Below are 25,227 nucleotides of genomic sequence, written 5' to 3'. Positions count from 1 at the left end.
ACACATTTAGTTAGTCTTGTCAAGATAAAACGGAGCGCACCAAAAAACCGCTTCCGAGCGGTCTTTTGGTGCTTATTCCTGAATCATGAATCTTGAATCCAAATTCTATTTGCTCTGTTCCACGACTCTCTTGAAGGTCTCCGGCTTAAACTCGGCCAGGGTGGCGAGAATTTTTCTATCCAAAGCGATATTTTTCTTTTTCAAAGCCCCGATAAATTTGCTGTAGGAGGTACCGAGAGTTTTAGCTTGGGCGCCAATCTTGATGTTCCAAAGTCTTCGGAAATCACCCTTCTTGTCTCGTCGGTGGGCGAAGGCGTAGGCGCCGGCGTGGAGGATGGCGTCTTGAGCGGCTCGCTCAGTCTTGGATCGTCGAAAACGAAAACCCTTTGTCATCTTCAAAAGGTTTCGGCGGTATTTTAGAGCGTTTACGGCTTTTTTAACTCGGGTCATGAATTAGTTAGTAGTTAGTAGTAAGTAGTGGGTAGTGGGGAAAATTAGATGCCGGAAAGGAAACGAGAGCGTGATTTGTTGCTCATCACGACTGACGACATTCGTCCTTTGGTTGATTTCTGACCTCGGCGTTCCTTGGCATTAAAATGGTTTTGGCCCTGTTTTCGGGACAAGATTTTACCACTTTTGGTCACTTTTAACCGCTTTTTGTAAGACTTGTTGGTTTTCATACGGGTTTAATAACAGACTGGAATATTACACTATTGGCTTAAAAAAGTCTAGATGTGAAATACTAATCTACTAATCTTATTCCAATCTACGAATATCCTAATTCTACTATTCGTCATTAGTTGATTGGCGTTGAATTAGTTGATTGGTATTATTATTTTTTCTTCTCAATCATCACCGACAAGCCTTTTAGGCCTTTTTGGGGGGCTTCGGTCATTTTGTACTCTTCAGTGACGAATTTAAGTACTCTTTCCAGTCGCTCCTCCAAGAATTTTTTGTCTAGATATTTGGCTCGGCCCATCAAGAACAATTCGATTTTGACTCGGTTGCCTTCCTTCAGCCACTCTGAAATTTTCTTGGCTTTCAGGCCAAGGTCGTGTTCACCAGTACCGATTTTAATTTGGATGGTTTTGACTTCGACGGTGTGGGCGTGTGATTTAGCCTCTTTTTCTTTTTTCTTCTCGTCGTACTGGTATTTTCCGAAATCCATAATCTTGCCGATTGGCGGATTGGCGTTTGGAGAAATTTCAATTAGGTCTAAACCGAGGTCGGAAGCTTTCTTAATGGCTTCGGATAGGGTAATGACGCCTAAATTTTCGCCCTCGGGGCCGATAACTCGAAGTTCACTGGCTCGGATTTGGTGATTGATTCTGGCTTTAATCAAGTGAGATTTTTATTAGGGATTCAGTTTAGCATGCACCCTCAGTTTTTTCAAGCTAAGGGCTTGACGCTGTGGCCAGTCGGAGTACTCTTATAGCGGAAAGGTTTTTTACATGAATGAAACTGAAATTTCCGAAGAACAGCTGGAACGACTTAAATGGGTCTGGGCCTACTTCCAATCGTTGGAACAAACCCGCGCCTTTCTCGGTCCGGAAAATTTTCCGACTGATTCGCAAATTCGCGGCGAGCTCGATCTCCTGCGGGGGACCGCCGAAAGTTTGTTTCTCCGCTGGCACCGAATCTTCAAGTTGATCCACGAGATCCAAAGCAAGTGCTGTCACCAGTTTCTGGAACATCGGGTTCGGAAGCCTGGCGAGTCCGTCTTGACTGCCAAGGTGTGTAAACACTGTAAGCTGATTGTGACCAAGCCACTCGCTGGTCCTACTCAAATTTGTGCAGTCTGTTGGGCTCCGATGAAATCTGGTGGCATTTCGCCCGGTTGCGGTTCGAGAGTTCATTATTACGAATGCACCAATCCGGATTGTCGTCACTCCGAAGAGCGCACCTAGCGTTTCTTTCGGACAAGAAAATACCCCTCCCTGCATGCAGGTGAGGGGTTTTACTTTGCCTAAGGGTCAAGCAGACCTTTGGACCGATTATGGTCTTTGATTTCGGCCAAGGTGTAGATCCGATGGGCCCAGAGGAAACCCTGGATAAAGCCAAGCCAACGGAAAGTTTTTTCCAACCTTCCTTCATGAACGAATCTAACCATTGGGTCCAGCATGCCGTGGCAGTGCTCAAATCCGGCCTTGTCATTGTGTTCGGCTAGGGCGAAAACTCGCCTTGACCAGAGGAAACCTTGGATAAAGCCGAGCCAGCGAAAAGCTTTTTCCAACCGCCCTTCTTGAACAAACTTGACCATTCGGTCCAGCATTCCGTGGCAGTGTTCGAACCCGGACTGGTCGCTGGTTAGAAGTTCGTCGTGCAGGTGTTCAGTTTTCTTGAAGCCTGATTCGACGAAGAATTTCCGGTAGGTTTCGATTGCCTCAAGTAGTTCTTCAGGAATCGCTCCTTCCTCTCTAAATGGCGCCTCCGCCGTCCTCACCTGTGGGAAGGCCGGGAGCTCGTCGTGCAGTTGCCCGGCCTTTTTGAAACCCGACTCGACAAAAAAATTCTGATAGATTTCGATTGTCTCAAGCAGTTTTTCGGCAGTCATGAGGTTTCCTTTCTAAAGAGCCCCTTCACCGTCTTCGTTGGTGCGAATTCGGATCGCGTCCTCGAGGGGAGAGACGAAGATTTTGCCGGCGCCGATTTTTTTGGTGTTGGCTGCTTCGCGAATAGTCGCGACCACCTGTTTCACTTGGGACTTTTTGACCATCAACAAGATATAAATTTTCGGCACGAAATGGTAATCGTATTCACTACCCCGATAGATTTCGGTGTGGCCGTGTTGTCGGCCGAAGCCTTTGGCCTCAAAAACCGTCATGCCTTCCACGCCGATTGCGATGAGCGCCTTTCTCACATCATCCAAAGTGTGCGGTTGAATTACGGCCTCGATTCTTTTCATGAGACGAGTTTCCTTTCCGGTTCATATACTACGCTCCCATGTCTTTCTGTCAAAGAAAAATCCCCGAAATCGGGGATTTGTGATTTGGATCAGGTTAAAAAGTTCGGGAGCTCCTCCAGCTTTTTTTCAAGTTCGGCCAAGGGGTGCCAGCCACCACCGAATGGCACAAACTCATAGAAACCCGTGGCTGTCAGTTCCATACTGCCACTGTGGCCGAAGGTGACGGCGAGTCCGACAGAGGACTTGGGCGGAGGGGTCTGTTCGTCGGGGAGGCCGACAAGTAGGCACTCCGCCTCGTCTGGTCTTGGTTGGAAGAAGCCAGCACAGCGTCCTCGCCACACCGCGAGGCCTTTATTGGCGGCCACGATTCTCGCTACTTTCTCTGCAACATCAAAGAATTGTTCCGGATTTATGCCACTGAATTTACTCATAATGAAGCCCTTTCTGTTTTTGATACTACTCCTTCTGTCTCGGATGTCAAAAGAAAACCCCCGCGCTTGCGCTTGGGGGTTTGATTGAAACTGATTACCACGACAGGGCGTGGCAGACCGAGGCCAGTTTGGCCACAAAGCGTGGCTGTCTGGCTATCGGCTGGATGACTTCAAAATTGCTCGGGAGGACCAGCCCGGCGTTCCGGAAAAGCTTCTTCTCGTCGTCGCCATAACGAAACACTTCCGGCTCCCAAAAGCTTATCCACCAAATTCGGTAGTTGCTCATCGGCCGATCATAGGAGATGCCGGAGATGTGGTGGCACCGCTCACAATTTTTGAAGATGAAGTTGCCGTACCAACCGGGGCGGTCTTTGATCCGGAATACTCGGCGGGGCCGTTTCAAAACGGTGTGGTCACAGACGGAACATTTCCGGCTCAACACCCGAAAAAGATGCGGGGCGAAAAGAGACAGAAAAAGGATTGTGAGCACCCCGATAAACAAGCCGACCCAAAATTGGTCATTCCCGATATAGTAGAGTAGGTTGTCCATACAGCCCTTCTTTTGAAGTTGAATTGTCGAACTACAGAATTAGTACTTCTTTCTAAAAATATGATAACATAGTGGGGTTATTTGGTCAAATATGGCAAATCTAATCGAAAATCGAAAAGCCCACTTTAATTATGAAGTTCTGGATAAATACAATGCCGGGATGGAGCTTTTAGGTTTGGAAGTGAAATCTTTGCGTAGTGGCCAAGGCTCGCTTGAAGGTTCGCATATTACAATTAGGGGCGGTGAAGCCTATCTCATCGGTGCACATATTCCGCCGTATCAGATTAATAACACCCCGAAAGATTACGATTCACGCCGAAACCGCCGGCTTTTGCTCACGAAAAAAGAGATTGCCGAGCTTTTGGGGAAGGAGAGTAAGAAGGGTTTGACAATCGTGCCACTTTCGGTGTATAATAGTAAGAACCTGATTAAACTCGAAATTGCGGTGGTCCGCGGTAAAAAGAAATTCGACAAGCGCGAGACAATCAAGAAGCGCGAAGGCGAGCGAGAAATCAGACGAACCTTGAAAAATAGTTGAGAAGGTGCGCTCCGCTTCAGTTTGGAAGTTTGGAAGTTTTGAAGTTAAGACTTTAAAACTTTAAGCGAGTCGGCGAGCGAACTTTAAAACTTATAACTAATATGGGGATGACCGGCTTTGACGAAGAAAGATATTAAGCCGCGCAAGCAGAGCCGAGATAACTCTTTAATCTGTCTCAAAGATAACTGCAAAAACTGCACTATCAAAGGCTAAGTCTGTAGTTTCTCCGTTTTTCGGAGCACAGGATTTCGCTTTCGCTTACGTTCGATCGTAAGCGGCGCCAACTGCCAGATGTCCGATACGGCAAATTTGGTGTCATAAATTCGGAATAGAATCTAAGCTCGTTCCGCCTTAGGTTCGAAAATTAGGAATAAAGCCACAGGCATGTTGCTTGTTATGTAGTCTGTGGAATATCAAACAAGCTAAGCTTGTAGATCCGTCTTTCTATCCTCTTTGCACGTGGGTTCAACTCCCACCATCTCCACTAGTGACGATTTTTGAACCTCTGGGAGGGTAAATACCCTTAAGGGGAGCGACAAAATAGCGGTTTCAAACCCGCTATTTTTGTTGTAGGCCAAATTCTGCTCAAAAACCAACTTTAAAACCAACTTCTTGGTATGAATGCTACCCTTCTGCCATTGTTTTAAGGGGTTTTTAAGAAAATCAAAAACAATATCTAAAGCAGTTTCAATGTTTGGTTTATGTTCAGCCATAGACATCAAGGAATTTCTTAGAACTACCTCACTTTCAACAAGAGCACCGATTTTCTGTTCGTAAGAAGCTACGACATTTTCATTAGTAGCCCTTGAAACTAACTGAACAAATCTTTCCTTGTCATCTTTAATCTTACCTATCTCTCTTTCGACCTCCAACCTTTGATTAACACCTTCAGCTTCTTTCTTGCGCCACACGTCAGTAACAATTGCCTTGGTTAAATTCAAGACTTGCTCGCTTGGTTTTATTCTTCCGAGAATAGTTTCGAACTCACTCTCAATATCCTTTTTTCTAATACTTTTATTATGTTCTGCACAACCTTTTGTTTTACATCTGTAATAAGGAAACTTTCCATTACTACCTCTACTCCAACTCGCGGTAACTGGCTTTTTACAAACACAACATAGGACAAAACTCCGAAGTGGAAAGTCTTCATTCAGGATATTTTTTGTATGTGTCGTCGTTCTACCTTTTAGTTTTTCCTGTATTTTTTCATATGTCACCAAATCAATCAGGGCTTCGTGTTGTGCTCTTCGCCTACCAACCTCCCAGGGTATATATTCGATATAACCCGCATAAAATAGTCTTGTGAGCATTCTTTTCACGTACTCAAGATAAACCGGCTTACCCTCTTGAATATCTCTTGCTTCTAGAAACTTTCTGACATCTTCTTGTTCCATAAATCTTCCCGAAGCATAACCCTCTAGAGCTTCTTATCGATAATGACGCGTGAATATGCTTCGTTCATAAAATTTATTTTGTCTTTGTTTTCGTCATAAACCTCTCAAACTCAGTGCGATCAATCCGGTACTCTTTGCCGATCTTGTGAGCAGCCAGCCGGCCGGCCTTGATGTACCGGTAAATAGTCATAACATTGACCGACAGGAGTTCGGCTAATTCCATTGGCGTGTAGTATGCTTGCGGTTCTTTTTTCATGGCTTTTGTGTCTCTAAATCATACTTTACTTTGATTGACATTACAATACCTCGAGGAGTAGAATGTGTTCATATTATGATCGCTGAAGCATTCCAAAAGCTAAAAACAAACCTCGAGTTGAACGACACTTTTAATGTGCTTATTCAGCAACGCCACAATGCGGTACGTAGCGTTATCGAAAACAACATGGGCACAGTAAATACAAAGCTGATTGGTTCATTGCAACGTCAGACGCGCATCCAGCCCAAGCAAGGCGGTAATTTTGACATCGACATTTTAGTGATCCTCGGGAGTTTTTATAACTGGCTTCCGTCGGGTGCACCGGGTGGCGTTACACCATCGGCTGCCATGCAAACCCTCCACGGAGCGGTGAACGAGAGCGATCGCTACAGCGCAATGGGACCACAACAAGATCAACCAACGGTGTCATTTGAATACAAAGACGGCACAAAAGTAGAGTTTGTGCCCGCATACATCGACCAGATAGGACAGTCTGCAAATGGCATCACACACAGCCCTAAAGGGCGTGCATACTGGATACCAAAAAACGGTCAGTGGGTTCTTGCCGATTACGATCACGACGCCGCACATATCACAACTGCAAACGATAACTCAGACGGGTATCTGATTCCTGCAATTAAAATGTTGAAGGCAGTTAAGCGTGAGCATTTTTCTACCATGGACTCTTTTCATTTGGAGTTGGTTGTTGCCGAGTGGATTCCGGCTATCGTCGCGTGGCGAAAGAAAAACTCTATGGCTATCTCGTACCCAGCTCTCATAACCGATTTCTTCAAGTACTCAAAGGACTCACTCGCAAAGCAGATGCAGGTTCCGGGAAGTCATACGCCGCACGTTGCGCTGGACACCATTACCCACGGAGCCGTGTCGAAGAAGTTTGACGACATAAAAGTATTTTGCGAAGCCATCGAAGCCAAGAGCGATACCGAGAAAATGAAGTCGTGGCGTATTTTATTCGGTGAGGCTTTCCCCACACAAGTATGAAAGATAAATACATAAAAGAGTGCGAAGCGATAAAACAAAATTGCACCTATACAGGTGAAGCTCACCACATTATCGCAGACAAACAAAAGCGCCTAGCGGGTTATTTCCAGATAATTCCTGCGGTTGTCGCTGCAGTTCTTGGAGTTTTGGTTGGTAGTGGTAGCGTTCCAAGTTGGTTTATTTGGTTGAGTGTTATCTCTGCTGTTGTTGCAGCCGTAGGGAATGTACTTAACCCACTAAAGGATTATTACGATAACCTAAATGCTGCAAAAAACTTTGTCACTCTCAAACAAGATGCAAGGTCTCTAGAAGAAACTTTTTCCGCTGCCATGAGCGATGCTGAGTTTGCGACTGCCACAAAATCACTTCATGATCGTTACAACGATCTTGTCCGTTTTGCGCCTCCTACTGATAAAAAATCATTCGAAGAAGCTCAAAAACGTGTGAAGAGTGGCGTGCACGAACTAGATTAAGAACACCAAGATCAGTAACTTATATGGAACAATTACTCATTCAAGTAGTCGGAGGTATAATCGTAGCGATAATTGCGGGATGGTTTGGTATTGGTGGGACTACACGAGTTGTCGCCCACGGGACAAAAATCCGCCGGACTGGGAAATGGATCATTCTCATTTCGGTCGTTATGATTTTTACCGGACTCGCTTGGATGGGCAATGGCCATCCGCAAAGTATGAATGATTGGTTAAAGCCACCTGCTATTTATGGCTTCACCCTCGCTCTTTATGGATTCCTTTTCTTTTTTATTGGCAAAGTGGTCGCATGGTTTCAAAAAATATAATCGTATAAAAATATGTTTGGAGAAGATGACGAAATTAAAAAATTGAGAGAAGAGTGGCCTAATATGTCTTACGAAGACAAGGTCGATAAATTTTTATGGAAGATGGTTTGGTTCCATCATACAAAGCATGTGCCAGGATCTCCCTCACAACCTATTTGGGATTTGGCAAAAGTTCTTGAAAAGGCCAGTGATTCATCTGAGAAGCTAACTCGTTCTATCCGGACCGCCACATGGGTGGCGGCGATTGTCGGAGGTCTTGGAGTTATCGTGGCAATAATAGGCCTGATCTCCAAATTGTAACCAAATGGCTCGACGTAAATTAGTTAACATAAGTTTTATAGTCGAAGATGATTTTACCGCCCCATTTACAGTGAATGGGTACACTTTTCATCCTCAAGCACCTGCACAACGTCAAGGTGCTATTAATGTCACTACGGCTAGCCAGATCCTTCGCGACAATAGACGTAATATCCAGAATGCCTATGTTGAATATATCGGTCCACAGAGATCGTCAGTGATATTCCGAAGTGGTCGAGTTGGTGCGAATCCTCAGAATAGCAGGGAGAGGAAAATCCTAGAGGATCTATTAGTACTTGGGTCTGTCCTTACCGCACATAATTGGCAGCTATTTTCTTACAAGCGCTATGTCCAGTATCCAATCGTCTCTCGCAATCATCTCGAGTACATTAGTAGAGATTCAAATCAATGCCGAGAACACATGGAAACAGCCACTGCATGCCTTCTAGATCAAAATTGGCAACGACAATTTCGTAACGGTTTTCATTTGCCCATGCTTCTTAACCACGCCAACATTCTAAATGCTGAGAGTAGATTTCTCTCAATGGTCGTCTTGTGGGAATGGCTATATCCACACCTGCATAACCCTCAAGGTGCCACTCCAAACGACGAGTCAAATGATTTGCGGGAGATATTTTATTTTATACTCAATTATTTCTGGCCCAATCAGGTTAATGTTTCTTTAAGGACATCAAATATCTTCCATGTGCTTCGCAATCAACTTGCTCATTCAGGCAAACTACCTATCAATCGTGGATACGCAGACCAGTGGATGACTCAATTACAATGGGATCGCACCACGACAGCGAGAGGTATTAACGAATATCTTAAGTTCTTTGATCGATTGACGCAGGTAGCGGTGCTAAAAACGCTTGGCATTCATGGAGAACAATCACTCGCTGCATTCAATTTTCCTCAACAATTACAAACGTTCCTTTCTACTGGGAAAATATGAAAATGAAGTAACAATCGCGCCGCTCGTTAATACTTCTCCTACTTCAAACTCATCATGTGACCTATACTGCCGCTAATTCCTTGCTGAAATGGCCTAAATTGGCGCCCTTGATCAATTCGTACGCTTCAAAAACATAGCTTTCTAGTTGGTTCCAATTTGTCGACAGGGTGTCCACCACTTCGCTCCGTAGTCAGAACTACGGAGCTTCGCGGTGTAAACACCATAATAAAATATAGATAACAGTGGAAAGTGTACTGCGAAGTGTCCCGCAAAGCTTTCTTCAGAGAAAGCGACGGGGGATAATTTCGGTATGTATTACTGCTATGTTCTAAAAAGTCTTAAAGACGGCAGTTTTTATGTTGGCTCAACTCAGGATTTAAAAAGGCGGATAGAGAAGCATAACAGAAAGGAGGTAAAGTATTCTTCAACCAAAGCCCCTTTTCGATTGGTATGGTATTCGGCGTTTATAACAAAAGAAAAAGCTGTCAAATTTGAGATGTATCTAAAATCTAGTTCCGGGTTTGCTTTTAGGAATAAACGACTTCTATGAATTGACAACAGCTAGATAAAGTTATAACCTCCGAAATAGGACAACAACCTTATAAAATATGAGCAAACCGTACATTCCGTTTATATCCGCTTCCGGCGAGACTGACGAGCGCAGATTCCGAGCCTGTCTGGCCTGGCTTCAGCGGGGAGAGTTCATTTTAAAAAGAGATGGTGGCCTTCCTCTGACACCAGACGAGCATGAGTATGCCCCATCAATTGGTGTGATATTTCGAGTGCTGAACCCCATTGAATCTTGCGGGAATGTCCCCAACGGAGAGAAGCATTGCCCCCTGCTTGAACCTGGTATCTGGATGACCACAGATCACAGATCGCCAAGTATGATCAGCCCAAGTGCTGTGAGGGCCACCTTCAAAAGACTCGACCTGTGTGGTCCTTCGTCAGAACGAATAGTGTCTCTGACTGTTGCCTACGAGGCAATAATGCTGAAGCCTAACGCGATTATGGTATGGGAAGGCAACATTGAACTCGTTAAACGCCAGCCTGTAAGACGATGAACGGTAGAGGCCCCGCATTTTGTGGGGCTTTTTTATTTATGTAGGAATAGACATTCCTTAAATTTTGTGTAAAACTATAGACTCTATGGCGATGAATTTTTCACCAAAAAACAAAGGCAATAAAGGCGGGCGCAAAGGCGGGCGCCGGAATATCAATCCTTTGCCGCCGAGCAATTTTTGGCGCCAAATGATTACCGGCATCATGATTTTTGTCTTGATTGCCGCCGCTTATTCTTTAATTGCTGAAAATCAAAAAACTATTCCGGAAGTTTCTATTTCCGAGCTGGCCGGTGAGATCGGGAAGGGTGTGGTGACCAAAATTTCAGTGAATGGGGACGATCTCAATGTCACTTATAAAGACGGTTCGGAGAAACATTCGAAAAAGGAAAGCGAGGCATCTCTAACTGCCACTCTCTCAAATTACAAAGTGCCGGCGGATAAACTGTCGGCTGTTTCAATCGAAGTGCTGGGTCCATCCGGTTTTGGCTATTGGTTCGCCAATTTGGCACCATTCCTTTTGCCTTTAATTTTCATCGTTCTTTTCATCTGGCTAATCTCGCGACAGGTGAAAGGTGCCGGCATGCAGGCTTTTTCTTTCGGCCAATCGAAGGCTCGCATCACTTTTCCGGATGACAAAAAACAAAAAGTGACTTTCAAGGATGTGGCCGGAGCGAAAGAAGCCAAACAAGAACTTTCGGAAATTGTTGATTTCCTAAAAAATCCGAAAAAGTTTTTGGAAATCGGGGCGGTGATTCCAAAAGGTATTCTTTTGATGGGTGCTCCGGGTACCGGGAAAACTTTGTTGGCGAGAGCCGTGGCAGGGGAAGCTGGCGTGGCTTTCTTTTCGATTTCCGGTTCGGAATTTGTGGAAATGTTTGTAGGGGTAGGTGCTTCACGAGTTCGCGATTTATTTAAAATGGCCAAACAAGCGGCGCCGGCGATTGTTTTCGTGGATGAGATTGATGCTGTGGGTCGAGTTCGGGGTACTGGAGTTGGCGGTGGTAATGATGAGCGCGAGCAGACCTTGAACCAGATTCTTGTTGAGATGGACGGTTTTGAACCGAATGAAAAAGTAATCGTGATGGCGGCGACCAACCGACCCGATGTTTTGGACCCGGCGCTACTTCGCCCCGGCCGATTTGACAGGCGAGTGACGATTGATCTGCCTGATCGAGATGACCGCGAGGAGATTTTGAAAATCCATGCTCGCACAAAACCTTTTGCCGAAGATGTGAATTTGCGAACGGTGGCCGAAAGAACCCCAGGTTTCTCCGGTGCTGATTTGTATTCTTTGATGAACGAGGGCGCGATTCTGGCGGCTCGAGAAAATCGCACCAAAGTGGCGCAATTTGATTTGATTCGTGCGATTGAAAAAGTCATGCTCGGTCCGGAGAGACGCAGTCACTTGCTTTCCAAAAAAGAAAAAGAAATTACCGCTTATCACGAAGCCGGTCATGCTCTGGTCGCCTCAGTTTCGCCTTTTGCCGATCCGGTTCACAAGATTTCCATAATTTCTCGCGGTCGTGCCGCCGGTTACACTTTGCACTTGCCCTTGGAAGATCGAAAACTGCAGTCGAAGCGAGAGTTTCTTGATGATATTGCCGTTTCACTTGGTGGCTATGTGACCGAGAAGATGATTTTTGGTGATTTGACGACCGGCCCGTCGAATGATTTGCAAGTCTCGACCGCTTTGGCCCGCGACATGATTACCAAATACGGCATGTCGGAGAAAATGGGACCGGTCGCGCTAGAGGGTGAGGGTGGCCGAGCGCTGTTTGGCCGAGGTGTTGGCGATCAAGAATATTCCGAGCGAGTTGGCGCCGAGATTGATGCTGAAGTTTCTAGAATTATGAATGAGGCGATGGCTAAAGCTGAAAAGATCGTGACCGAAAATCGCAAGGCGCTCGATACGATTGCTAAAAGATTGATTGAGGTGGAAACAATCGAGCGCGAAGAGTATGAAAAAATAATTATTGCTCACGGGATTATGCCGAAGAAGAAGCAGGATATCGAACATCAGGCGTAGGAACGCTTGATGTTCGGGTATAGGGTATTAGGTATATAGTATATGGTATGGAGAAAAAGATAGGATGCGCCTTTTGCGAGTTGTCGGAAATTAAAAATCGTGGATTGATTATCCAAAATAATTTGGCTTGGGCTTTTCTAACCAATATTCCGATAGTGCCAGGGCATCTTCTCATTGTGCCGAACCGGTGCGTTGCCAAAGTTGAAGACTTAATGGCACCAGAGCTAGCCGCCATTTTTGAATTGGTCTTAAAGCTGAAGCCTGCTATGTCTGGACTATTTGGGGCAACAGGATTTAATTTCGCTTGGAATGACGGTGTCTCGGGTGGACAAAGTGTGCCACATTTTCATCTGCATATGATTCCTAGGTAAGAGGGTGACACTGGCATTACGGAGTACGAACCTCGAAAGTTTCTTTATCGTCCAGGAAGTCGCGAGACAAGCCCGGGGGGAGAATTGCGGACAGTTGCAGATCTAATAAGGTCGGCTCTAGTTGTTTAATCTTTCGCTTTTTTCCTTAATGGCGTAAACTGATTTCATTCCGCCCTTAGCTCAATGGTGGAGCAAGCGTCTTATACACGCTAGGTTCTTGGTTCGAATCCAAGAGGGCGGACAAGATAGAAAAAAGCGGACTGCTCCGCTTTTTTCGATACTTGTCCGAGCCGGAGCGGTGCCGAGCCAGCAGGCGAGGCCGCGAGGCGTGGTCAGAAAATTTTGTGAGCGACCTAAATCTCTTTGAGCGGAGCGAATTAGAGATTGGAAGTACTCTTGTGGTGCGACGGCGAACAAAATATTTGTGACGACAAGTCCGATTTCGATACTTGTCCGAGCCGGAGCGACCTAAATTTCTTCGAGCTATGCGAGTTAGAAATTGGAAGTGCTCTTGTGGCGCCATGTTTTGTCCCTGCCTACCGGCAGGCAGGTGCTGACAAAACAGACGAGTCCGGGGCCGGATAATTCATTTTCGACGGGAAATGAATTGTTGTGGCCGACAAAATAAAGGACCACCAAGGTGGGTGGTCAACAAGTGATGGTTACTGTGCGCCGGATGCCTTTTTCTTGGCATCGGCCACTACAGCGAAAGCCTGCTCTTCAGTTAGCTCAGTTTCCGGTAAGATTTGTTCCAAAATGACGATAATATTATCTGGTAAGTAATTCTTCACTTCTCGTAAAAAATACTTTTTTGGCATCGGGAATTTGGCGCGGCTTGAAGCGGCTACCGCACCTTTTAGTTGGTCGAGTGATAATTCATCACCTACGTATCCATCATGCGTGCTTGTTTTCATGAGTAATACTTTCTGCTTCAGATTCTATACCTAGGGATTTTCTTTGCAAGGTATTATTTAAAATGAACCTCTGACTGCGCTCGAGAAGCGCGGATGGCTTGCCTACATCTCATTGATTTTAATCCGAGGTTTGCTATACTATAATTGTAATACAAATTATTACACTAACTTAGAAAATTATGCGAAACATTGTAAACATTTCAGTACCGGCCCAAATGGCAAAAGATATCAAGCGGGAAGTTAAGGTGGGGAAGTTTGCTTCCACCAGCGAGTTTATGCGTCATTTGATCAGAGTGTGGAACACTAGAAAACTGGCTGAGGAATTGAAGAAGGAACAATCCGCATTTCGGGGTGGTCGCTATAAAGTGCTCCGGTCCTTTAAGAACTTAAAGTAATATCTTTGTGGAAATTCGCTACCGGCCACGCTTTGTTCGTGAATATAGAAAAATACCGGCTAGCTTGCAAGGATTGCTGAAAAGGAAAGTATCTTTGTTTAGAATAGACCCTTTTGATGTTCGGCTAAAAACTCACAAACTTCATGGTGATTTGAGTGATTTTTATGCCTTTCGGATCGATTACCGTAATCGGGTTATTTTTGCTTTCGTTGATAAGAAAATTGTTGAATTTTATTCTGTCGGCGACCACGATATTTATTAATAAGAAACTTTACTCAAAATGGATTTCGGACTGCTCTCGCACCGCGAGGGCGGTTTTGATTTGGGGGAATTTGGAGAAGGTAGGGTCGGTGGAGATTAGGTGGAGCGCCTCATTTCTGGCGGCTTCAACCATTTTTAAATTTTTTAGTGCTTCCATACCGATGTCGGTGATGCCCCATTGTTTGAGGCCGGATAATTCGCCCGCGCCTCTAAACTGCAAATCATATTCGGCGAGCTCAAAACCATTTTTGGCGGTTTGAAAGGCCTTGAGGCGGTCGATAGTTTTCTGCGTCTTAGTTTCGGCAAAAACATGGCAGTAGGCTTGGTGGTTGCTTCTGATGACTCGGCCGCGAAGTTGGTGAAGTTGAGCGAGGCCGAATCTTTCGGCGCCTTCAATAATGATTGTCGTGGCATTTTCGACATTCACTCCGACTTCGACAACCGAAGTGGCAACCAAAATATCAATTTCGTGTCGTTTGAAAGCGAGCATCACCTCGTCTTTATCATCCGATGACATTTTGCTGTGGAGAATTTCGATTTCATATTCCGGAAAGATTTTGGCCCTAAGCCTTTTGGCCTCTTCTTTGACTGATTTGGCCAAAATCGCCATTTCTTTGGCCGGGTCCGGTTCGTCAATGCGCGGGCAGATGATGTAAGCTTGCTGGCCGGCTTTTAATTCGGCACGGATTTTTTCGTAAGTCTCTTCGCGTTTATTCGGTAAGACGATTTCAGTGATAATCGGTTTTCGGCCGTGAGGCATTTGGTCGAGAAGCGATAAATCAAGGTCGCCGTAAATAGTGAGGGCGAGTGTTCGGGGGATTGGCGTGGCCGTCATTGATAAAAGGTGGGGTGCGAGATTATCCTTTCGAACCAGCTTGCTTCTTTGGGCGGTTCCAAATCGGTGCTGTTCGTCGATGATGGCGTAAGCCAGGTTTTTGAATTTAACAGATTTGGAAATTAACGAGTGAGTGCCGATTAAAACTGCAATTTCACCGTTTTGCGCCCATTTCAAAAGCTGTGTTCGGGAAATATCCGTCCAGCCAGAGGGATTCAATTTTGAGGGAAATTTTCGGCAACCGGATGAAGTGATGAGGCCGATTTGAATTGGTAAGTGTCTGAAATATTGAATAAATGATTCGAAATGCTGGGTGGCTAAAATCTCGGTCGGGCACATATAGGCGACCTGAAGGGTACCAAATTTGCGATCTTTAGGTGGGGTGGTAATCGTGGCATAGGCAGTCGTGGCGGCGACGGCAGTCTTGCCGGAGCCGACATCGCCTTCGAGGAGGCGGGACATCGCTTTGCCAATTTTGAAATCACTTAATACTTGAGCGATGGCTTTTTTCTGTGCCAGAGTAGCCTCAAAAGGGAAGCGCGAGGTAAACTTGGCGATTTCTTCGTCAGACTTGTTGATGATGAAAGCACTGTGCTCCTGCCACTTCCTTTTTTCGAGCTGGCGAGAGAGTTGAATGAAAAAAACTTCCTCAAAAGCGAAACGCTTGCGAGCCGACATGGCGTTGTCCTGATTTAGTGGGGCGTGAATCCAGACTAGTGCGGTTTTCAGAGTCGGTAGATGATATTTCTCTAAAATCTCGGCGGGTATTGGTTCTGGTAAGATTTCCAAAATGCCGGACTTCAAAACTTTTTGGATAGCGTGGTAAAACCAGTTTGAAGTGATGCCTCGGGATTCCGGATAGACTGGGTAGAGTGAATGAGTCTCGCCAGCTTCCCCGAATAATGAGTCGCCGACACCCGTCGGCAGTTTTTCAACTCTTTCAATTTTTGGGTTGCTCAAGTAAAGCTCGCCGTTTTTCTTACGCGCCGAAACTTTACCTTCGGCCCGCACAAAAGAATTTTCGGCCAGCATTTTGGCCAAGTAGGGTTGGTTAAACCAAACTGCCTTGATTTTGCCGGTATCATCCTCGATTGTGCCATCAGCCATCGGGATTTTGGTGCGAAAACCTTTGCCGGTTTTGAGGCCGGAAATTTTGCCGAAAATCACGGTGGTTTCGCCTTGTTTCAAACTGCTGATACTTTTCATTTCCGAAGTATCACCGTAACGAGTGGGGAAGTGATAGAGCAAATCCAAAACTGTCTTCAGCCCAAGTTTTTTTAGAGCGGATTTTTGCGATGGTGATAGACGGAAACTGCTTTCAATCAAATCGTGTGGCTTCATGAGGTTATTATGCCACAAATTTTGGTCTTGATTTAATTGATTGATCTAAGGCCTTGATTCAGGCCGAAGATGATATCTTCAGGGGCTTCAAAGCCGACTGACAGTCGAAAGAATCCGTCGGTGATACCAAGAGAGTCTCTGACATCTTTCGGTAAACTTTTATGACTCATAATCGGTGGGTAGGCGATGATGGTCTCCGGGCTGGCCAGACTTTCGCCGTAGATAATTGGACTGCGCTTTTGGACGGTGTCTATAAACTTCTTGAGTGATTTGATGTCGCTTTTTTTGAGGATAAAAGATAGCACCGCGCCGTAGCCACCCCGAGTCTGCTTCTTGGCGATTTTATGATGGGGGTGAGATTCAAGTCCCGGGTATAACACCTTTTCAATTTGCTTGTTTTGTTCCAGATATTTTGCTACCGAAAGGGCGGTTGAGCTTACTCTCTGCCAACGCAATTCCAAAGTTTTGACTTCCTGTAAAACTCGATAACATTCGTCTGGGGATAGAATGGCACCTAGAGTATTGTGGAGGAAGGTTAGTCGCTCGTAGAGTTTCTCATTTTTAGTTATGACAGCTCCGCCAATGATATCGTTGTGGCCGGCGATGTACTTGCTCAAACTATGAATAACTGTTTCGGCGCCAAACTCAAAAGCTCTGGTCGCGCAGGGTGGAGAAAAGGTGGCATCGACCGCGAAAGGGATTTTGGTAGCCTTAGAGATTTTGGCGACTAAGGACAGGTCGATGATATGGAGAGATGGGTTGGTCGGAGTTTCCACAAAAAGATATTTGGTTTGGGGCGTAATTTTGGCGCGGATGTCAGCCTCGTTGCCGAAATCAGTAAAGTCGCAACTAATTCCGAATTTGGATAAGAATTGGTCGAATAATCTGAAGGTGCCGCCATAAATTTCCTGACAGCAGAGGACCCGGTCTCCTGGGTTTAGTGTCAGAAAGAAAGCGGTTTCGGCGGCGAGGCCGGAGGCGAAGACTCGGGCCTCGCCACCACCTTCAAGTGCAGCCAGTTTTTCCTCAAGTTTCTCTCGGGTAGGGTTTAGACCTCTCGAATACTTGAATTTACTCTCGCCCCCGAATTCTTTTTGGGCGAAGGTCTTTGACCGGACTAAGACCGGAGCGACCGCACCGGTTTCTCTATCCGGTGCTTCGCCACTGTGCACTAATTTGGTAGAAAATTGCCACTGACCGCTCTCATTTTTCATTTTGCTCATAATTAAGTTATTAACTTCTGGTAATACAAAAGCTCTTCCGATAAAGGAAGAGCTTAAAGTCTTGAAGTTAGACATCATCTTTCCCTTACGGGCTAGATTGAGCACTTACTTCTTTCGAAGAGTTGCCGGTGGTTCGCAGAGCTAGTTCTCTCCCCACACTCTTGATAACTATTTTGTTGTCAGCAAAGTATGGCACAGCTAATTTAAAATGCAAACCGGTGTAATTTTTATTTGACTTTTACTAGAAAATATGTATATTTATCCCAGATTAGTTTTTTAAAAACAACTCAAAAGAAAGGCTGATTATGGGACTCTTATCGTTTCTTGGTTTTGAGCCGGTGCCGGGCACTTCAGAGTGGGAAAGTAAGCAAGTCAGGGTTATCAAGAGAGCCAACCTGGCCAGCTGTGTGAAAATCCTAAAAGAGTTGGGCGACTCGCCCAAACTTGTTTCCTGCGCGGTCGAGAGGATTAAGACTTTGGCGGTGAGTTTTGATGACTATGAGCTGGTTCTTTCGAAGGTCCCTTTTCACCAAGGTCTGACTGAACTGATGGTTGGCAAAATGCTGGCCTCGGCCTATGACAAAGATCAACTCTGGCGATTCCTCGATGTTTGTCCGGAAGGTCTGCCGATTCGCCTCAAGGCTATTGAACGCCTGTGCGACACGACGAATACCTTTGTGAGTTGGCTTCGGTTGGCCGAGGAAGTCCGCTGTTATGATCCAGGTTTGCCACTCAACCAACGAATTCAGCAAGGTCTAAGGAGGACGGCGCAAACCGAAGCAAATTGGTGGACTATTGCCAGTCAATCCCGCGATCCAGTTGAGAAGCAGAAGATTATCGATGGGCGACTAAATGGGGCAAATAATCTCTCGGCACTGGTCGATCTTTTTTGGGCGGTGCCGTGCGAGCTTGAAGATGAGATTCTTGGTCGGATTCGCAGTTTGGATTTGCCACGCAGTGAGTGGCGCGAAACTTATAACGACGAGGATGCGGATCACAGCGCGCGCATCGACGCAATTCTGTTCGCCAAGGCCTTGGAGAAAAGTTGCTCGGTCGCTGAGGTCCTCGACCTTTATGACTTGGCCGAGGAACAGGATGAAGAGGCGCTGAAAGAGAAAGCGACTATTCGGTTGGTTGAGATTCAACCGAGTAAAAGTGAGTTGGAAAAGATTAAGGATGATTACGATCTCTCTGGCGACAAGCTAGGTGAGGTGGTGTTTCGACTACTTACGGATTTGGCCGGGGATACTCCCAAACGGATAAAGCTCTATCTCGATTATGTCGAGGACGCCGAAGGGGAAGGTGATGAAATCGCCCAGTCGATCCGGGATGTCTTGGTGGCGAAAGTGACACTCTCGGAGTGTTATCTCATTGCGGCTCTGACTGATCTGGACGACCTGCGTTTAGCGGTTGAGAAGCGGTCGGATGAGCTTGTTGGTTTGGAGTCGTAATTTTGAGTTGATAAGGATGCCCCACTCTGCTAGCAGAGTGGGGCTTTTAAATTCTCGTTTGGGTCGTTCACTACTTAATTTTGTTTCCGCGATAGCCGATATAGGCGGCTCCTGCGGTAATGAGAAAAGCGGTGAAAGCCATCAAGGGAATGGTGATGTAGCCGAATTCCATGAAATAAACTTTGGCGCAAGAAACAGCCGTGCCACCGGCCGCGCAAGGCAAAGGCGAGGAGACGCCGTATTGCAACAAACTTTGATAGCCGGAAATGACGGCGCCGATTATTGACAGCCAAAGACTGTAAAGAAAAATATTCCGGTCATTTTTCCAAGTGGCGATTCCGGCCAGGATGACCTGCGGATAAAGAAAGATTCTCTGCCACCAGCACAAAACACACGGTTCGAGACCGATATAATCTGAATAATAGAGACTAAGAAGCGTTCCGGTTAGGCTCACGCTGAAGATAATAAACAGAGCATACTCCTCAACTAATTTCAGAAAGCAATTTGATTTACGATCTTGTTTTCTGATGAATAGGAAAATAATTCCGGCGACGATGCCGATTTGGCCGAGTACTGTGAAGCTTGCTAACACTGTAGTGAACAAAGATGACATCTGGATTGGTATAAGGTATTAAGTATATGGTATATGGTATCGAGGAAAAAATCAAAAAAACAAGCCAGGGCCGGTGGCCTGTTTCTTGCCTATCAACTACAAACTACAAACTAGTTGTCGTGCCGGTTGTCGCCGTGGTTGTTGCAAGGTTGCCCGATAGAGGACAAGAAGTTTTTTCGGCCAATTTTTCCGGAGTAATTTCGCCGATTATTCTCTCACCGTCGGCAAAAATCCAAGTCGGGTAGCTCTCGATCTTGGCGTCAGTGCAAGTTTGATACTGGGTGCGACCGTCCGGCTTGGAACATTCAACATAGGGAAGGAGACGGGCCGATTTTCCAAAAGCTTTCTTCTGATTTTGACAGTGTGGACACCAAAAAGCGCCGTAAAAGATTGCACCTTTATCCTTGAGGCAGACTGCTAAGGGGTCATATTGTCCGGGCGTATTGTTGTAAGAAGTGACGCTCCAAATAATGCCGATAACGACTAAAACACCAATTATCATTGAAATGATGGTGGCTTTTTTCATATTGGTGAGATTATAGCACAAGGGCATGAAGCGTAGAACATGAAGCATGGAGCATTAAAGAATGAGGAAAATTTGTAATTTAGTCTCTTTGGTTGTATCTTGTAAGTTGTCAGTTTATTTTATACGGAGGAGTGCGTGAGCCCTGCCTGCCGGCAGGCAGGGGTTAAACGAAGCGAGTGATACAACATAATAAGGAGGAGTGCGTGAGCGGTTAAACGAACAGGTTGCTAACCTGTGACGGGCCTAAAACTCGTCCGTGGGTTCGAATCCCACCTCCTCCGCTTGAGTCCGCGAAAGCGGAGGAGAGCAGTGCTGGGGAGCACTGCGTGTGGGATTCGAAGCCTTGTTGAGTATAAATTTGAGTTCGTCTGCGAACGATAAATTTATCCAACAAGGGTACTGACCCTGTAAGGGTCGAAATTCCCACCTCCTCCGCAACTAACAGCTAGCACGAGGAATTTTGTTGGGAGATATCTGTACGAGCTTCTTCCTCTTGCGATAAACTTAAATAGAGACCTAAAATAGAGACATGGAAGAAAATTTATATTTAAAAATTTTAGAGTGGGCCTACACAAAAAGGTTTGAGCCTTTTACTGAAGAAGAACTTTTTAATGAGTTCGCGGAGCTACGAGAAGAAAAGATGCGAGATTGGTACCTGCGAGTTTTCCGAGAGTGCAACAATTGTTTAATTGATGTTTACGGTGGAGGAGACACTACGCAATATTTGTGTCTCACAGCCAGAGGAACTTCTGCTACAATTGACTATCTTGGCTTAAAGGAGGCAAAAAGAGCTAGTTTACAAAGTGAAAGTTATTCCAGATGGGCTATAGGTATCGCTGTACTTACCATAGTTATAACCACTTGTCTTCAGGTCTCATCAAATAATAAAACTCAACTTGCACTCGAATTGTCTGCCGAGCCAGTGCTTAGTGTGGTTCTTGGTAGCAATAATGTACCGATGTACGCAGACCCTGTCTTAATTGAATACGGTTTTCTTCCTGCTGTGGCAAATACAATAAATCTTGCTTTGGAAAATAACTCTTTGCCAAAGGTTGAGGATGTGTCAATTAATATGACCCTGTGGCAGTATTATGTTAATCGAGAAAACAAGCATTTGACTGTGTGCCCTGTAGGTTATGTAGAAAACATAGAAAACTCAAAATTTCAAGTCTCCACATCTAGTTTACACACTTCTAACAATTACTCACCATCACTTGCCAGTTTTGAATTAGAGAAAGGCGAAAGACATAATTTTAGCTTTGACTTCAGCCAAATCAGTCGTATGCCATTACAACCTGAAGGTTCAGAATTACTATTAAAAATAGATACTAAGTACATTAAATCTTCAAGTCAAACCGGACATGATTATGTGAAACTGTACACACTAGATTTGTTTAACGAACAGATTATTGATGTAGACAGAGCTCCCAATCATGCTTTAAGTCTCAACGATTTTAAAAATAACAGAGATGTAAACGGTTTTAAACAACCATCTTTTGTGTATCCGTTTCGAGAAGAGGAGTTTCTTAGTTATTTTCACAGTGTTCCAAATGGGCTTGATTTTTTTAGTGTGTGCTCAGAGTTTACATTTGAAAAAGTAAATAAAACAATAAAATATTAAGTGCACGAGGAACCTTTAATTTCCATCTTGAAAAAGCCAAAATAACCTTACGGAGCTTGACCGTCCACGGTTCCAGCCCGAGGTAGCCAACACAACCTCTACCCAAAAAACCATGCCCTCATACAAGCACACTCAAATCGGATATCTAATGCTGGTAATTATGCTTGCCGTGACGGCGCTTTTCGTATGGGCTCACATCACAGCTCGAGCAGAACCTCCTTCTGTCGACTCCGGTACGAATCTTCTTGTCACTTCTGTAATGGTATTAATTTTGTTTATTCTTGCGTCGTTTACAACGCTCGCAACATCTATTGATGAAAAATATCTTCGAATTAAATTTGGCTATGGAATTTTCAGAAAAAAATTCTTGCTCAGCGAGATAGCTTCAGTAAAGCAAGTAAAGAATCATTGGTACTATGGCTGGGGAATAAGGTTATGGTTATGGCGAAAGATGTGGATTTACAATGTTTCCGGTTTTGACGCGGTTGTAATAATTATGAGAAACGGAAAAATTTACCGCATCGGGACAGATGTTCCCGGAGAATTGGAAACGGCAATTAAGCAAGCTGTAAATATCTAAGTGCGAAAAGTCTTACCACGGAGGCAATGCCTCCGTGGTACGGACTATCTAGTTTGTAAAAAATAAAAAACCCCGCGGAATTGCTCCCGCAGGGTTGACGATCAAAAATCTCGCTGATCCCAGGCACAGAAATGCACATGCTCAAGCGCTTGTTTAAGGCGTTCGACTGTGGGAGCTTTGAATTTCTCCGGAGTCATATCCACGTCGTTCCATTGAAGGTGGTCAGACATGTTGAAGTATTCGGATCCGGCGCTGGTGCCAGCGTCGAGATCTTTAACTTCGTGATCCCAACTGGAGAAACCCAAGGAACCTGCATCCTCATCAGTGGTGAGGTTATCGGCCACGACCACAAAAGAACCCGGTTCTTGCTCCTCGACCTTGACCCACCATTTCGTTTTCGGATAAGCCGAAGCTTCTCCGGTGTAGAATGCTAGCAGGTTTTCGGGCGACAGACTGACACCTCGGCTAACGATGATTTTGTAATGTTTGAATTGTTTGGTTTTGGTCATAGTTTTGGTCGCCAGGGACCGGCTGACCGCCAGCTTTCAAACATTACGATGACCTGACTAACAGGATAGCATATGCTGCTTTTTTGTCAAGCCCGTCCTACTCGTTGATTGGATAGGAGAAGCCTGAAAATAACTAAGGGTTTATTGGTCTATGAAAAAGGCCGCATGGGCTATGTTCATGCGGCACTTACATATAATTAACGGTTTTTATAAGCAATGGTTTTTGAAGAACTCGGCCAAGTCGAGCGACAGCTTTTGCCCAAGGGCGCGAGCGTCGCGCATCCGAAACCGTGAGTTAATCTCGACCTGGATTACACTGACGCCGTGTTTTTCCGAGTGGTGGCGAGTGGTAAAGTCGGCGCTGAAATAGTCTTCTTCCGGCCCTAGATGTTTGTCCTGAGGCAAGAAGACTTGATAACCCCGGTCGGTCAGATGTTTGGCCAGTTTCTCATCGATATTGCCATGATGAATACTTGCCCGATTGCCGGTGCCGAGAATTAAATCAAAGCCACCTTTCGGTGCGTAGGGTGGTTGCTTGTTGAAGCCGTGAAGGTCGACTAAAAGAACTTTGGTTCGACCAAATTTTTCAGTTGCCGAAATCAGAAAACGGTCGATGGCCGCGTGGTATTCCTGATAGGCCTTAAGCAGTCTTTCGTCATCAAGCGCCGTGTGGACTTCCTTCTGGGTGAGGGGGTAGTAATTGATGCCAACGGGCCAAGCTCGATTGTAATCGACTAGCGCTCTTGGCATCTGGCCCCAGACAGCGTTTACTCGCGCCGACAATAGAATATCTTTGGCCACCGGCCAAACATTCAGATCTCGGCCCCGATAACCAATCTTTCTTGGCTCGAAAAATCCCGAGAGAGTCTGGAAAGGGAGGCCGTCGTGGGGGATTGAAATGATAACCGGGCTTTCCGGTTTGGCCTTGAAGATAACCAATCCGTGTTCCATCAAGATTGTATAATTTTCAGTCGCAATCATTCGGGTGCCTTTTTGATTGTTGAAGTTTTCTGAACACAGTTAAGCATTATGGGAATGTCGAGTCAAATTAAAAGGCTCGCCCTTGTGGGGCGAGCCGTGAGATCAACAATCAATATTTGAATTTGACCGGGTCAAGATTCAGCAGTGGCGTAGATTTCCAGCCAGTTCTCTTTGTAGAACCAGTCCGGGATGGAGGCTCTGTCGATGCAACCTTCTTGTGTGAGGATACGATGCGCCCACACACAATCAGCCTCGGAACCGCGTGGACGCGGGTCGTCTTGTCCTTGTCTTGGTGACTGCCGTTTGAGTTGGAGTAGTCGGTTATTGGGGGAAGGCAGTGGAGCAGAAAATCCACCAATGATCGAGATGTATTCGTTGTCGAGTTCCAAGGATGCACGGAGTACGCTTGCCAATTGGTTGACACCCTCGGCCGAGATAATCCTCAACGACATGATTTGGATTTCCACGGAATTTCCACTGGCGTAGAATGGATGCTTGGTTTTGTCCCAACTTCCAAATGAGTAGCGAACGGATCCTCTGCGTGCGTCTTTGGGACAGCGGATACCTCGGATAGTTTCACCAGTAATGAAGGCATCCGTGTCACCATTGAGAGAACCGGCACTTTGCCAGCCATTCATTACGGGATGGTAGTGGGGAACGAGGTGTAATTGCCAAGGATCTTTGTTGGGATGGTCCAGGCTTTTCCAGAATTTGAAATGCTGGGGCTCTTTCACCGAAAAGCGGATAAGCACCGAATCGTCGTAAGGGCTTTGCGTATCCGAGATTTCGTAGCTCAGTCCTGGAACATTGGCTTTTGCTAGTGCGGCGTCTAGGGCACTCCCGAGTGTTTGGTAGATGGCCGTAATGATCTGCTGCCGAGCCGAGTTGATTCTTTTGGTGACTGAACCCAAATCGAGCTGTCTGATTTCTTCAGAGATGGACTTGAGGGCATCTGATAACTCCTCGTCCTTCCAAATCCCGTCGCCCTTAGAAGCGACGAGGTCAAGAATCTGGCGCCGAGTTTCCGTAGAGGACCCCCCGGCCAAGACAACTGATTCGGTTTGACCCTTGTGGCTAAGGATAATGAGACCGACAACATTGTCGTTTTCGTAAACTGACAGCATATACTGGCCTCTTCGGGCAATTCGGAGACTGGCTAAGCTTGGCGCGAGTGCGGTCATAGTAAACCTTTATTTTTGATTGTTTTTTTTCAAGACCAATTTCTGGTCTGGATGCTACACCGAAACAGCAAAAAAGTCAAGTAGTCGTAATGTATCATGACCTTCGCAACACCTAGAGAGTAAAATATGGAAATGTCATACACACAAAACCCTAATATGCCAAAGGTAAGGAGAGATGCAGTGAATCTGGTGAAATATCGCCATTGGT

The 25,227-nt window shown here is 45.6% G+C and carries 31 protein-coding genes, 2 tRNA genes, 1 other RNA gene and 1 riboswitch; of the genes, 19 read left to right on the top strand and 15 right to left on the bottom strand.

The window, feature by feature from the left end; genetic code table 11:
* Positions 1-105: 105 nt before the first annotated feature.
* The 3 genes from rplT to infC form a co-directional block, all read right to left on the bottom strand.
* Positions 106-450 (bottom strand): 50S ribosomal protein L20, encoded by a 345-nt coding sequence (rplT, locus tag WCT25_04190; protein ID MFA6536595.1) that lies wholly within the window; start codon positions 448-450, stop codon positions 106-108.
* Positions 451-494: 44 nt separating this feature from the next.
* Positions 495-680: a 50S ribosomal protein L35 gene (locus tag WCT25_04185; GenBank protein ID MFA6536594.1), complete on the bottom strand. Its 186-nt coding sequence runs from the start codon at positions 678-680 to the stop codon at positions 495-497.
* A 152-nt stretch (positions 681-832) separates the two neighbouring features.
* The gene (gene infC / locus WCT25_04180; protein MFA6536593.1) at positions 833-1,342 is read right to left on the bottom strand and encodes a translation initiation factor IF-3; all 510 of its coding nucleotides are present in this window, start codon (positions 1,340-1,342) and stop codon (positions 833-835) included.
* A 109-nt stretch (positions 1,343-1,451) separates the two neighbouring features.
* Here infC and WCT25_04175 point away from each other — a divergent pair, with 109 nt between their 5' ends.
* A complete protein-coding gene (locus WCT25_04175) occupies positions 1,452-1,907 on the top strand; it encodes a hypothetical protein (GenBank protein MFA6536592.1) in 456 nt (151 codons plus the stop codon).
* Positions 1,908-1,966: 59 nt separating this feature from the next.
* Here WCT25_04175 and WCT25_04170 read toward each other — a convergent pair whose 3' ends face one another.
* The 3 genes from WCT25_04170 to WCT25_04160 all read right to left on the bottom strand — a co-directional run bounded on the left by WCT25_04170 (position 1,967) and on the right by WCT25_04160 (position 3,336).
* Complete coding sequence (locus WCT25_04170) at positions 1,967-2,554, bottom strand: hypothetical protein (protein MFA6536591.1); 588 nt, start codon at positions 2,552-2,554, stop codon at positions 1,967-1,969.
* 12 nt (positions 2,555-2,566) lie between these two features.
* Positions 2,567-2,905, bottom strand: a complete 339-nt coding sequence (locus WCT25_04165) for a P-II family nitrogen regulator (protein ID MFA6536590.1) — start codon at positions 2,903-2,905, stop codon at positions 2,567-2,569.
* Between the two features lie 89 nt (positions 2,906-2,994).
* A complete protein-coding gene (locus tag WCT25_04160) occupies positions 2,995-3,336 on the bottom strand; it encodes a hypothetical protein (GenBank protein ID MFA6536589.1) in 342 nt (113 codons plus the stop codon).
* Positions 3,337-3,445: 109 nt separating this feature from the next.
* Here WCT25_04160 and WCT25_04155 point away from each other — a divergent pair, with 109 nt between their 5' ends.
* The 3 genes from WCT25_04155 (at position 3,446) to ssrA (ending at position 4,911) form a co-directional block, all read left to right on the top strand.
* Complete coding sequence (locus WCT25_04155; GenBank protein MFA6536588.1) at positions 3,446-3,877, top strand: hypothetical protein; 432 nt, start codon at positions 3,446-3,448, stop codon at positions 3,875-3,877.
* A gap of 100 nt (positions 3,878-3,977) precedes the next feature.
* Entirely contained in the window at positions 3,978-4,424 is a 447-nt protein-coding gene (gene smpB / locus WCT25_04150; protein ID MFA6536587.1) for an SsrA-binding protein SmpB, read from the top strand.
* 103 nt (positions 4,425-4,527) lie between these two features.
* Positions 4,528-4,911: a transfer-messenger RNA gene (ssrA, locus tag WCT25_04145) on the top strand.
* A 980-nt stretch (positions 4,912-5,891) separates the two neighbouring features.
* Here ssrA and WCT25_04140 read toward each other — a convergent pair.
* Positions 5,892-6,074, bottom strand: coding sequence for a helix-turn-helix domain-containing protein (locus tag WCT25_04140; GenBank protein ID MFA6536586.1), 183 nt, complete (start codon positions 6,072-6,074; stop codon positions 5,892-5,894).
* A 75-nt stretch (positions 6,075-6,149) separates the two neighbouring features.
* On the opposite strand from WCT25_04140, the gene WCT25_04135 reads away from it, so the two are divergent.
* The 9 genes from WCT25_04135 to WCT25_04095 all read left to right on the top strand — a co-directional run bounded on the left by WCT25_04135 (position 6,150) and on the right by WCT25_04095 (position 12,829).
* Complete coding sequence (locus tag WCT25_04135) at positions 6,150-7,076, top strand: hypothetical protein (GenBank protein ID MFA6536585.1); 927 nt, start codon at positions 6,150-6,152, stop codon at positions 7,074-7,076.
* Complete coding sequence (locus tag WCT25_04130; GenBank protein MFA6536584.1) at positions 7,073-7,549, top strand: SLATT domain-containing protein; 477 nt, start codon at positions 7,073-7,075, stop codon at positions 7,547-7,549. Before WCT25_04135 ends, WCT25_04130 begins: the two co-directional genes overlap by 4 nt.
* A 23-nt stretch (positions 7,550-7,572) precedes the next feature.
* Positions 7,573-7,875: a hypothetical protein gene (locus WCT25_04125; protein MFA6536583.1), complete on the top strand. Its 303-nt coding sequence runs from the start codon at positions 7,573-7,575 to the stop codon at positions 7,873-7,875.
* A 12-nt stretch (positions 7,876-7,887) separates the two neighbouring features.
* Positions 7,888-8,175: a hypothetical protein gene (locus WCT25_04120; protein MFA6536582.1), complete on the top strand. Its 288-nt coding sequence runs from the start codon at positions 7,888-7,890 to the stop codon at positions 8,173-8,175.
* 418 nt (positions 8,176-8,593) lie between these two features.
* On the top strand, positions 8,594-9,127 hold the full coding sequence (locus WCT25_04115; protein MFA6536581.1) for a hypothetical protein: 534 nt from the start codon (positions 8,594-8,596) through the stop codon (positions 9,125-9,127).
* A gap of 310 nt (positions 9,128-9,437) precedes the next feature.
* Positions 9,438-9,677 carry a GIY-YIG nuclease family protein gene (locus WCT25_04110; protein MFA6536580.1) on the top strand — a complete coding sequence of 80 codons (240 nt, stop codon included), beginning with the start codon at positions 9,438-9,440 and terminating at the stop codon, positions 9,675-9,677.
* A 605-nt stretch (positions 9,678-10,282) separates the two neighbouring features.
* A complete protein-coding gene (gene ftsH, locus WCT25_04105) occupies positions 10,283-12,217 on the top strand; it encodes an ATP-dependent zinc metalloprotease FtsH (protein ID MFA6536579.1) in 1,935 nt (644 codons plus the stop codon).
* Positions 12,218-12,264: 47 nt separating this feature from the next.
* Complete coding sequence (locus WCT25_04100; protein ID MFA6536578.1) at positions 12,265-12,588, top strand: HIT domain-containing protein; 324 nt, start codon at positions 12,265-12,267, stop codon at positions 12,586-12,588.
* A gap of 169 nt (positions 12,589-12,757) precedes the next feature.
* Positions 12,758-12,829 (top strand) — tRNA-Ile (locus WCT25_04095).
* Positions 12,830-13,250: 421 nt separating this feature from the next.
* Here WCT25_04095 and WCT25_04090 read toward each other — a convergent pair.
* Entirely contained in the window at positions 13,251-13,502 is a 252-nt protein-coding gene (locus WCT25_04090; protein ID MFA6536577.1) for a hypothetical protein, read from the bottom strand.
* A 179-nt stretch (positions 13,503-13,681) separates the two neighbouring features.
* Between WCT25_04090 and WCT25_04085 the strand changes: the two genes are divergently transcribed.
* Positions 13,682-13,897 (top strand): ribbon-helix-helix domain-containing protein, encoded by a 216-nt coding sequence (locus WCT25_04085; GenBank protein ID MFA6536576.1) that lies wholly within the window; start codon positions 13,682-13,684, stop codon positions 13,895-13,897.
* A gap of 94 nt (positions 13,898-13,991) precedes the next feature.
* Entirely contained in the window at positions 13,992-14,159 is a 168-nt protein-coding gene (locus WCT25_04080; GenBank protein MFA6536575.1) for a hypothetical protein, read from the top strand.
* 9 nt (positions 14,160-14,168) lie between these two features.
* Here the strand turns inward: WCT25_04080 and WCT25_04075 are convergent, their stop codons facing one another.
* Both WCT25_04075 and WCT25_04070 read right to left on the bottom strand, forming a co-directional pair.
* Positions 14,169-16,334, bottom strand: a complete 2,166-nt coding sequence (locus WCT25_04075; GenBank protein ID MFA6536574.1) for an ATP-dependent DNA helicase RecG — start codon at positions 16,332-16,334, stop codon at positions 14,169-14,171.
* A gap of 32 nt (positions 16,335-16,366) precedes the next feature.
* Entirely contained in the window at positions 16,367-17,557 is a 1,191-nt protein-coding gene (locus WCT25_04070; GenBank protein ID MFA6536573.1) for a PLP-dependent aspartate aminotransferase family protein, read from the bottom strand.
* A gap of 71 nt (positions 17,558-17,628) precedes the next feature.
* Positions 17,629-17,728, bottom strand: a riboswitch (SAM riboswitch).
* Positions 17,729-17,862: 134 nt separating this feature from the next.
* Here WCT25_04070 and WCT25_04065 point away from each other — a divergent pair.
* On the top strand, positions 17,863-19,008 hold the full coding sequence (locus tag WCT25_04065; protein ID MFA6536572.1) for a hypothetical protein: 1,146 nt from the start codon (positions 17,863-17,865) through the stop codon (positions 19,006-19,008).
* A gap of 70 nt (positions 19,009-19,078) precedes the next feature.
* Here WCT25_04065 and WCT25_04060 read toward each other — a convergent pair whose 3' ends face one another.
* On the bottom strand, positions 19,079-19,621 hold the full coding sequence (locus WCT25_04060) for a disulfide bond formation protein B (protein MFA6536571.1): 543 nt from the start codon (positions 19,619-19,621) through the stop codon (positions 19,079-19,081).
* A gap of 103 nt (positions 19,622-19,724) precedes the next feature.
* Positions 19,725-20,147: a thioredoxin domain-containing protein gene (locus tag WCT25_04055; GenBank protein ID MFA6536570.1), complete on the bottom strand. Its 423-nt coding sequence runs from the start codon at positions 20,145-20,147 to the stop codon at positions 19,725-19,727.
* Between the two features lie 193 nt (positions 20,148-20,340).
* Here WCT25_04055 and WCT25_04050 point away from each other — a divergent pair.
* The 3 genes from WCT25_04050 to WCT25_04040 all read left to right on the top strand — a co-directional run bounded on the left by WCT25_04050 (position 20,341) and on the right by WCT25_04040 (position 22,348).
* Positions 20,341-20,428, top strand: a tRNA-Ser gene (locus WCT25_04050).
* 248 nt (positions 20,429-20,676) lie between these two features.
* Positions 20,677-21,768 (top strand): hypothetical protein, encoded by a 1,092-nt coding sequence (locus WCT25_04045; protein MFA6536569.1) that lies wholly within the window; start codon positions 20,677-20,679, stop codon positions 21,766-21,768.
* Positions 21,769-21,880: 112 nt separating this feature from the next.
* Positions 21,881-22,348, top strand: coding sequence for a hypothetical protein (locus tag WCT25_04040; protein ID MFA6536568.1), 468 nt, complete (start codon positions 21,881-21,883; stop codon positions 22,346-22,348).
* A gap of 101 nt (positions 22,349-22,449) precedes the next feature.
* On the opposite strand, the gene WCT25_04035 is transcribed toward WCT25_04040, so the two are convergent.
* From WCT25_04035 to WCT25_04025, 3 genes are all read right to left on the bottom strand, one after another.
* Entirely contained in the window at positions 22,450-22,857 is a 408-nt protein-coding gene (locus WCT25_04035; protein ID MFA6536567.1) for a hypothetical protein, read from the bottom strand.
* A 207-nt stretch (positions 22,858-23,064) separates the two neighbouring features.
* Entirely contained in the window at positions 23,065-23,838 is a 774-nt protein-coding gene (locus tag WCT25_04030; protein ID MFA6536566.1) for an N-formylglutamate amidohydrolase, read from the bottom strand.
* Positions 23,839-23,969: 131 nt separating this feature from the next.
* Complete coding sequence (locus tag WCT25_04025) at positions 23,970-25,019, bottom strand: hypothetical protein (protein ID MFA6536565.1); 1,050 nt, start codon at positions 25,017-25,019, stop codon at positions 23,970-23,972.
* Between the last annotated feature and the right edge of the window lie 208 nt (positions 25,020-25,227).

The organism is Candidatus Paceibacterota bacterium (assembly GCA_041666545.1).
Classification (GTDB): domain Bacteria; phylum Patescibacteriota; class Minisyncoccia; order Phycocordibacterales; family JBAYGS01; genus JBAYGS01.
This window is presented reverse-complemented; position numbering and strand designations above follow the sequence as displayed.

Coding starts and splice junctions, on each gene's coding strand:
- WCT25_04170 (MFA6536591.1), bottom strand. CDS start 2,554: ATGACTGCCGAAAAACTGCTTGAGACAATCGAAATCTATCAGAATTTT.
- WCT25_04135 (MFA6536585.1), top strand. CDS start 6,150: ATGATCGCTGAAGCATTCCAAAAGCTAAAAACAAACCTCGAGTTGAAC.
- WCT25_04055 (MFA6536570.1), bottom strand. CDS start 20,147: ATGAAAAAAGCCACCATCATTTCAATGATAATTGGTGTTTTAGTCGTT.
- WCT25_04035 (MFA6536567.1), bottom strand. CDS start 22,857: ATGACCAAAACCAAACAATTCAAACATTACAAAATCATCGTTAGCCGA.
- WCT25_04175 (MFA6536592.1), top strand. CDS start 1,452: ATGAATGAAACTGAAATTTCCGAAGAACAGCTGGAACGACTTAAATGG.
- WCT25_04060 (MFA6536571.1), bottom strand. CDS start 19,621: ATGTCATCTTTGTTCACTACAGTGTTAGCAAGCTTCACAGTACTCGGC.
- WCT25_04085 (MFA6536576.1), top strand. CDS start 13,682: ATGCGAAACATTGTAAACATTTCAGTACCGGCCCAAATGGCAAAAGAT.
- WCT25_04120 (MFA6536582.1), top strand. CDS start 7,888: ATGTTTGGAGAAGATGACGAAATTAAAAAATTGAGAGAAGAGTGGCCT.
- WCT25_04065 (MFA6536572.1), top strand. CDS start 17,863: ATGGGACTCTTATCGTTTCTTGGTTTTGAGCCGGTGCCGGGCACTTCA.
- rplT (MFA6536595.1), bottom strand. CDS start 450: ATGACCCGAGTTAAAAAAGCCGTAAACGCTCTAAAATACCGCCGAAAC.
- WCT25_04125 (MFA6536583.1), top strand. CDS start 7,573: ATGGAACAATTACTCATTCAAGTAGTCGGAGGTATAATCGTAGCGATA.
- WCT25_04030 (MFA6536566.1), bottom strand. CDS start 23,838: ATGATTGCGACTGAAAATTATACAATCTTGATGGAACACGGATTGGTT.
- WCT25_04115 (MFA6536581.1), top strand. CDS start 8,594: ATGGAAACAGCCACTGCATGCCTTCTAGATCAAAATTGGCAACGACAA.
- WCT25_04075 (MFA6536574.1), bottom strand. CDS start 16,334: ATGAAGCCACACGATTTGATTGAAAGCAGTTTCCGTCTATCACCATCG.
- WCT25_04140 (MFA6536586.1), bottom strand. CDS start 6,074: ATGAAAAAAGAACCGCAAGCATACTACACGCCAATGGAATTAGCCGAA.
- WCT25_04160 (MFA6536589.1), bottom strand. CDS start 3,336: ATGAGTAAATTCAGTGGCATAAATCCGGAACAATTCTTTGATGTTGCA.
- WCT25_04025 (MFA6536565.1), bottom strand. CDS start 25,019: ATGACCGCACTCGCGCCAAGCTTAGCCAGTCTCCGAATTGCCCGAAGA.
- ftsH (MFA6536579.1), top strand. CDS start 10,283: ATGAATTTTTCACCAAAAAACAAAGGCAATAAAGGCGGGCGCAAAGGC.
- WCT25_04100 (MFA6536578.1), top strand. CDS start 12,265: ATGGAGAAAAAGATAGGATGCGCCTTTTGCGAGTTGTCGGAAATTAAA.
- WCT25_04040 (MFA6536568.1), top strand. CDS start 21,881: ATGCCCTCATACAAGCACACTCAAATCGGATATCTAATGCTGGTAATT.
- WCT25_04110 (MFA6536580.1), top strand. CDS start 9,438: ATGTATTACTGCTATGTTCTAAAAAGTCTTAAAGACGGCAGTTTTTAT.
- WCT25_04070 (MFA6536573.1), bottom strand. CDS start 17,557: ATGAGCAAAATGAAAAATGAGAGCGGTCAGTGGCAATTTTCTACCAAA.
- WCT25_04185 (MFA6536594.1), bottom strand. CDS start 680: ATGAAAACCAACAAGTCTTACAAAAAGCGGTTAAAAGTGACCAAAAGT.
- WCT25_04090 (MFA6536577.1), bottom strand. CDS start 13,502: ATGAAAACAAGCACGCATGATGGATACGTAGGTGATGAATTATCACTC.
- smpB (MFA6536587.1), top strand. CDS start 3,978: ATGGCAAATCTAATCGAAAATCGAAAAGCCCACTTTAATTATGAAGTT.
- WCT25_04130 (MFA6536584.1), top strand. CDS start 7,073: ATGAAAGATAAATACATAAAAGAGTGCGAAGCGATAAAACAAAATTGC.
- WCT25_04045 (MFA6536569.1), top strand. CDS start 20,677: ATGGAAGAAAATTTATATTTAAAAATTTTAGAGTGGGCCTACACAAAA.
- WCT25_04165 (MFA6536590.1), bottom strand. CDS start 2,905: ATGAAAAGAATCGAGGCCGTAATTCAACCGCACACTTTGGATGATGTG.